General features: G+C 71.4%; 6 protein-coding genes. All 6 read left to right on the forward strand.

Annotation, left to right across the window (positions count from 1 at the left end):
* The coding region (locus tag BGP03_RS34410; protein ID WP_299738871.1) for a proton-conducting transporter membrane subunit at nt 1-1,255 on the forward strand (1,255 nt) is incomplete at its 5' end.
* Nucleotides 1,252-2,982, forward strand: a complete 1,731-nt coding sequence (locus tag BGP03_RS34415; protein ID WP_298799737.1) for an NADH-quinone oxidoreductase subunit C — start codon at nt 1,252-1,254, stop codon at nt 2,980-2,982. The genes BGP03_RS34410 and BGP03_RS34415, both read left to right, overlap by 4 nt.
* A gap of 137 nt (nt 2,983-3,119) precedes the next feature.
* Nucleotides 3,120-3,338: a hypothetical protein gene (locus tag BGP03_RS34420; protein WP_296366967.1), complete on the forward strand. Its 219-nt coding sequence runs from the start codon at nt 3,120-3,122 to the stop codon at nt 3,336-3,338.
* Complete coding sequence (locus BGP03_RS34425) at nt 3,335-3,718, forward strand: metalloregulator ArsR/SmtB family transcription factor (protein ID WP_298799738.1); 384 nt, start codon at nt 3,335-3,337, stop codon at nt 3,716-3,718. Before BGP03_RS34420 ends, BGP03_RS34425 begins: the two co-directional genes overlap by 4 nt.
* Nucleotides 3,719-3,839: 121 nt before the next feature.
* Nucleotides 3,840-4,793, forward strand: coding sequence for a hypothetical protein (locus tag BGP03_RS34430; protein ID WP_298799739.1), 954 nt, complete (start codon nt 3,840-3,842; stop codon nt 4,791-4,793).
* Nucleotides 4,794-4,917: 124 nt separating this feature from the next.
* Nucleotides 4,918-6,825 carry a fumarate reductase/succinate dehydrogenase flavoprotein subunit gene (locus BGP03_RS34435; RefSeq protein WP_298799741.1) on the forward strand — a complete coding sequence of 636 codons (1,908 nt, stop codon included), beginning with the start codon at nt 4,918-4,920 and terminating at the stop codon, nt 6,823-6,825.
* Nucleotides 6,826-6,946: the final 121 nt, after the last annotated feature.

The raw sequence follows: 6,946 nt of genomic DNA on the forward strand, positions 1-6,946 counted from the left end.
GCTGGTCCAGGTGTTCCTCGCCGCAATGACGCTGGCGGTACTGTCCTCCAGCCTGGGCCTGCTGTGGGTCGCGATCGAGGCCACCACTATCGTCACCGCGTTCCTCGTCGGGCAGCGCCGCACCCGCGCCGCGGTCGAAGCGGCGTGGAAGTACGTGGTGATCTGCTCGACCGGGATCGCGATGGCCCTGCTGGGCACCTTCCTGCTCAACTACGCCGCCGACCGCGCCGGGACCGGCCTGGACTGGACGGGGCTCACCGCGCACGCCACCGGACTGGACCCCGGCGTCACCCGGATCGCGGTCGTGCTGCTGATCCTCGGGTTCGGTACCAAGGCCGGGCTCGCCCCGCTGCACTCGTGGCTCCCCGACGCGCACAGCCAAGCTCCGGCCCCGGTGTCCGCGCTGATGTCGGGGGTGCTGCTCGCGGTCGCGTTCTACGCCATCCTGCGGATCAAGGTCGTTGCCGATCTCGCTCTGGGCGCCGGGTTCGCTCGCACCCTGCTGGCCGTGATCGCGCTCGCCTCCCTGCTGGTGGCCGCGACCGTGCTGATCGCGCAACGCGACTACAAACGGATGCTGGCCTACTCCAGCATCGAACACATGGGGCTGCTTGCCTTCGGCGCCGCCGTCGGGGGGCCCCTCGCCATGGCCGCGGTGCTGCTGCACATGCTGGGTCACGGCCTGGCCAAGAGCACCCTGTTCCTCAGCGCCGGACACATCCTGCAGACCACCGGCACCAGCCAGATCGGCTCGGTCCGGGCGTTGGCCACCCGCGCTCCGGTGCTCGCCGGTTGCTTCGCCGCCGGTGTGCTCGCCCTGATCGGATTCCCACCGTTCAGCATGTTCGCCAGCGAGTTCACCCTCGCCCGCGCCGGGGCAGGTGCCGGCCTCGGATGGCTCACCGCAGCGGTGTTCCTGCTCGTCCTGGTCATCGCCGCCACCCTGGTCGGACACACCACCCGGATGCTGCTCGGCCCCCCAGCGACCCCTACCCCGGCCGGCTCCGGCTCGGCCGGGTCGACGCCGGTCGGCACTGGCGCAGCCGATTCCCACGCCCCCGTCCGCGGCGCCCCTGCTCCGGCCGGCGCTCTCCGCGGCGGACCGGGCGCGGCCACCGCGCCCCGCACCCTGCCGGCGAGCACCGCGGTCACGCTGGTGGTCGCGCTCGCGGTGTGTGCGGCCGTCGGGGTCAGCACGCCACCCCTTGCCCATCTGCTGTACCTGGCCGCCGACGTCCTGACAGGAACACGATGACCGCCCCCCGACCCTCGCCAACCCCGCGCACGCCACCGGACCTCACCCGACCGACGGCCACCGAATCCGAATCCCTCAGCAGAGAATCCCCCAGCGCAGAAGCCCCCAGCGCAGAATCTCCCGGCGCGGGCCGCGTCGCCGGGTACCACCGCACCGCGCGCACCGTCACCCCCGACGAGCTGCCCGCCCACGCCGCGCAACTGCTGGCCGCCGGGTTCCGGGTCGCGCTGATCGCCGGACACGACGACAGCGGCCTGCGGCACCGCCCACCCGGACGCGGGCATGACGGGGATGTGGGCGACGGGGGCGCGGCACTGCGGGCGGTGTACCTGTTCACCGCGACCGCCCCGGACCGGCGCGTCGAACTGCACGTCCCGCTCGACCCACACCGACCGCAGGTCCCGAGCCTGGCCGGGCTGTCGTTCCCGGCGGGCCGGTTCGAGCGCGAGATGCGCGACCTGTTCGGGATCGTCGCGGCCGGCCACCCGCTGCCCAGGCGGCTGGTGCGCCACTTCCACTGGCCCCGAGGCTGGTACCCGATGCTCGCCGACGCCGGGGAGCCGCCGGCGTTCGGCGACCAGGACGGCCCGTACCCGTTCCGCATCGTCGAGGGCCCGGGGGTCTACGAGATACCCGTCGGCCCGGTGCACGCCGGCATGATCGAGCCAGGGCACTTCCGGTTCTCCGTGGTCGGGGAGACCATCCTCAAGTTCAAGGCCCGGCTGTGGTTCGTCCACCGCGGCATCGAGAAACTCTTCCAGGACCGCTCCCCGCAGGACGGCCTCGAGCTGGCCGAACGGATCAGCGGCGACACCTCCGTCGGCCACGCCCTCGCGTTCTGCCAGGCCGTGGAGGACGCCCGATCGGTCACGGTCGGCGACGACGCCCTGCGGTTGCGCGCCATCCTGCTGGAGCTCGAACGGCTCTACAACCACGTCACCGACATCGGCGCACTGTGCAACGACGTCGGGCACTCCATCCTCAACGCCCACGCCGGGCGGATCCGCGAACAGCTGCTGCGCATCAACGACCAGGTCACCGGACACCGGCTGCTCCGCGGCGCCCTCCATCCCGGTGGCGCCTGCCTCCGCCGGCTACCCGACCCCGCCGCGCTGCAGGCGATCGCCGCCGACATCGGCGAGGTGGTGACCCTCGCTCTGGACCACAGCGTGGTCCGCGACCGCTTCACCGGCACCGCCGTGCTCACCGCCGAACAGGCCGGCGACCTCGGCACGCTGGGCTACGTCGCCCGCGCCAGCGGCCTGACCCTCGACGCCCGCCACGACCACCCCACCCTGACCCCGCCCCATCCCCGCACCGTGCACATCCGCACCGACGGTGACGTGCTCGCCCGGTTCCTCGCCCGCGCCGAGGAGATCACCGCCTCCGTCGCGATGATCACCACCTGGGTCGGGCAGCTCGACGGCCGCCACCACGCCACCACCCCACTGACCACCCACCACCACCCGGACGACACCCACCCGGACAATGCCACGCAGGACCCCCACGGCAGACGCTCGGGAGTGGGCATCGTCGAGGGCTGGCGGGGCACGATCGTGCACCGCGTGGAACTCGGACCCGACGGGCTGCTGACCCGGGTGAAGATCGCCGACCCCAGCTTCCTCAACTGGCCCGCTCTCCCGGTTGCTCTGACCGGCACGATCGTTCCGGACTTCCCACTGGTCAACAAGAGCTTCAATCTCTCCTACGCCGGCAACGATCTGTAACCGGCCCCGAAACCAGCCGCTCACCCTGCCAAACATCGCATCACAACACTTGCATAAGTTGTTAACTGCGAATACGCTGAAGGGAAGGAAGGACGGCGGGTTCGCCGTGCCGAACGCATCGAGGGGACGCGGCTGCGATGGACGTGTTCGAGCAGGCTCTGCGCGAATCCGTCGAGCGCGCACAGCAGGCGATGCTGACCGCCCGGCGCGACGGCCGGCCGTTCGCGGCCAACCAGCACGCCTCACGGATCCTGGATCTGCTCGACCGGGCCCGGGTCAACGGCATCGACACCGCCGACTGGGTCCCCGCGTCAGCGTGGGCCTCGGTCACCGCCGCCGCGGGCGACACCGCGTGAGCACACCATCGGACACGCCGGTTCCAGAGGCGATGTCCGAGGCGATGTCCGAGGCGATGTCCGAGGCGATGTCGGAGTTGTTTCGGGTGCTGGGTCATCGAGTGCGGGTGCAGGTTCTCTACGCCCTGGGTGAGGGTCCGGCGTCGGTGCGTGAGCTGCAGGCCCAGACGCACGTGGACGGCTCCCGGCTGTCCCAGCAGCTGGCCGTGCTGCGCCGGGCCGGGCTGATCAGCGCCCGCCGTCGCGGCCGCTCGATCGACTACGCGCTGAGCACCCCCGAGGTGATCGGGCTGGTCCAGGCCGCCCGGTGGGTGGTGAACCGGCGCGCCGTCGGCCAGGAACGACTGCTGGCCCAACTGCAGACCGAACGGGCCTCATGAGACCCGCAGCGGCCCACGGTGTGGCCTCGACACCCGCACCGGCCGCATACGGCGCCGCCAACCCGACGGGCGATACCGGGCCGCGGGCAGGCATCGGCCTCGTCGGCCGCGGGTGGCCGCTATGACCGCTCGGGAATCGGGACACCGGCCCGACGCGCAGGGCGGGTCGATCACCGACGCGACCTGGGCGGTCGCGGTGGTCAACGACGCCGGCGCACCGCTGGCCTCCTCGACGGAGCACGGCGCCGGTCTACGGGAGGACGCCGCACTGATCGAGACCCTCTCCGGGGTCACGGCCGTGCCGATGTCGCTGATCGCCCGCGACGCCGCCGAACTGGCCACGAGACTGCACGGGCTCCCGCGTCAGGTCGGGGCGATCTTCCTGACCCGCACCAACCGGGCGCGGACCCGCGCCGCGCAACACCTGCTGACCGAACTCGACAACCGCCCGTTGATCACCGACGACGACGCCATGGCGATCACCCTGACCGCCGCCGTGCTGAACTACCTGATCCGCCGGCGTCGTTGCCTCAGCGGCTGCCGGGTCCTGTTCGCCGGCGCCGCGGCCCTACCGATCATCTCCCCGATGCTGCTCACCGCCGGGGTCGTCGAGCTCACGCTGTGGAATCTCGGCGACGCCGATCAGGCCCCGTTGTCGCGGGTCGCCCGTGACGCGGACGTCGTGATCGACCTGGTAGGTCCGGCGGGGGGCATGGACCAGGTCGCTCTGGACCGGCCCAGCGGTTCGGTCGTCGGTCTGGATCAGCGCCGCGCCCACCTGCTCGCGCTGCCCGGGCTGTTTCGGGCTCTCGCCGCAGCCCCCGCCCTGGCTCCCGCTGCGGCTCCCGCTGCGGCTCCCGCCGCACCGGTGGACATACGGCTGTTGTGTGCGAGCGCGCGCGGGCTTGTCAGCGCCACCCCACCGCACCGCCGCCTTCCCGTTCTGAGCAGCCCGCACACCACCGACGCTGTCACCGGCGCCGCGTTACACGTCCTTCACCGGGCCGCTCCGCCTGCTACCAGCCGGGCCGCCTGGCCGCGTCCCAACGAACGCGACCATCCGGGGCGGCGGTGAGCGCAGCGCCCGACCCCACCGACGACGGCCGCGACCGCAGACCCCGCGCCGGATGGTCGCGCCTCTGCGGCCTGCCCGCGGTTCTCCCTGGAAGGAACCCACGATGACCGAGACGCCGCCTGAGATCGAGCAGATCGAACGCCACGACTACGACGTGGTGGTCATCGGCGCCGGGGGGGCCGGGCTGCGCGCCGCCATCGAGGCCCGCGCCCAGGGCAAACGCACCGCGATCATCTCCAAGTCACTGTTCGGGAAGGCCCACACGGTGATGGCCGAAGGCGGAATCGCCGCGGCCATGGGCAACGTCAACGCGAACGACTGCTGGCAGGTGCACTACCGCGACACCCTGCGCGGCGGGAAGTTCCTCAACAACTGGCGGATGGCCGAGCTGCACGCCCAGGAGGCCCCCGAGCGGGTCTGGGAGCTCGAGACCTACGGCGCGCTGCTGGACCGCACCCCTGAGGGGAAGATCAGCCAGCGCAACTTCGGCGGGCACACCTACCCGCGACTGGCCCACGTCGGTGACCGCACCGGCCTGGAACTGATCCGCACGCTGCAGCAGAAGATCGTGTCCCTGCAGCAGGAGGACTTCGCGGCCACCGGCGACTACGAGGCCAACATCCGGGTCTTCCACGAGACCACCATCACCGAGCTGATCAAGACCGACGGCAGGATCGCCGGGGCGGTCGGGTACTACCGCAGCACCGGCGCGTTCGTCGCGTTCACCGCCGCGGCGGTCGTGCTGGCCACCGGCGGGATCGGCAAGTCCTTCAAGGTGACCAGCAACTCCTGGGAGTACACCGGCGACGGTCTCGCGCTGGCCCTGCGCGCCGGCGCCACGCTGATCAACATGGAGTTCCTTCAGTTCCACCCCACCGGCATGGTGTGGCCGCTGTCGGTGAAGGGCCTGCTGGTCACCGAGTCGGTCCGCGGCGACGGCGGGGTGCTGCGCAACTGCGAGGGCCGCCGGTTCATGTTCGACTACATCCCCGAGGTGTTCAAGAACAACTACGCCACCACCGAGGCCGAGGGCGACCGCTGGTACGCCGACCAGGAGAACAACCGGCGCCCCCCCGAACTGCTGCCCCGCGACGAGGTGGCCCGGGCGATCAACGCCGAGGTCAAGGCCGGGCGCGGGTCTCCGCACGGTGGGGTGTTCCTCGACGTGTCCACCCGGCTGCCCGCCGAGCGGATCATCCGGCTGCTGCCCTCGATGTATCACCAGTTCAAGGAGCTGGCCGACGTCGACATCACGAAGGAACCGATGGAGGTCGGGCCCACCTGTCACTACATGATGGGGGGTATCGAGGTCGATCCAGACACCGCGATGACCACGGTGGCGGGGCTGTTCGCGGCCGGTGAGTGCTCCGGCGGCATGCACGGCTCCAACCGGTTGGGTGGCAACTCGCTCTCCGACCTGCTGGTGTTCGGGCGTCGCGCCGGTCTCGGCGCCGCCGAGTGCGCCGATCTGTTCGCCCCCGCACCGCCGATCCCCGACACCGACCTCGAGCTCGCCCGCCAACGCGCACTGCTGCCCTTCGCCAACGCCGGTGGAGAGGACCCGTACACGGTGCACGCCGAGCTGCAACAGACGATGAACGACCTGGTCGGCATCATCCGCAAGGCCGACGAGATCGAACTTGCCCTCAAACGGATCGACGACCTCGAGGCCCGCGCAAGGACCCTCACCGTCACCGGCGCCCGGCTGTTCAACCCGGCCTGGCACCTCGCGCTGGATCTGCACAACATGCTGCTCGTGTCGCAGTGTGTGGCCCGCGCGGCGCTGCTGCGCACCGAGAGCCGCGGCGGGCACACCCGCGAGGACCACCCCGTCCTGGACGCCGGCTGGCGCCGGCAACTGCTGGTCTGCGCCCTGGACCGCGACCAGCTCACCGTGACCCCGCAGCAACAGCCGCCCATGCGCCCGGACCTGCTGGAGCTGTTCGACCCCGACGAGCTGGGCAAGTACTACACCCCCACCGAACTGGCCGGGCCCCACGGCTCCGGTGAGCTGTCAGGAGCCCCGTCCTGACCTCCGTACTGCGCCCGACCCCGATCACACCCCGATCCGACGCGCCGCGGCGCCCGGTCAAGGGATCGATGCTGCTGAAGATGCTGCACACGACGGACCCCAAGGACATCGCGATCCTGTA

The sequence above is a fragment of the Pseudonocardia sp. 73-21 genome (genome assembly GCF_001899645.1).
In the GTDB taxonomy this organism is placed as follows: Bacteria; Actinomycetota; Actinomycetes; order Mycobacteriales; family Pseudonocardiaceae; genus Pseudonocardia.

Excerpts from the sequence above, each read along its gene's own strand:
- BGP03_RS34420 (WP_296366967.1), top strand. The coding sequence starts at position 3,120 with ATGGACGTGTTCGAGCAGGCTCTGCGCGAATCCGTCGAGCGCGCACAG.
- BGP03_RS34430 (WP_298799739.1), top strand. The coding sequence starts at position 3,840 with ATGACCGCTCGGGAATCGGGACACCGGCCCGACGCGCAGGGCGGGTCG.
- BGP03_RS34415 (WP_298799737.1), top strand. The coding sequence starts at position 1,252 with ATGACCGCCCCCCGACCCTCGCCAACCCCGCGCACGCCACCGGACCTC.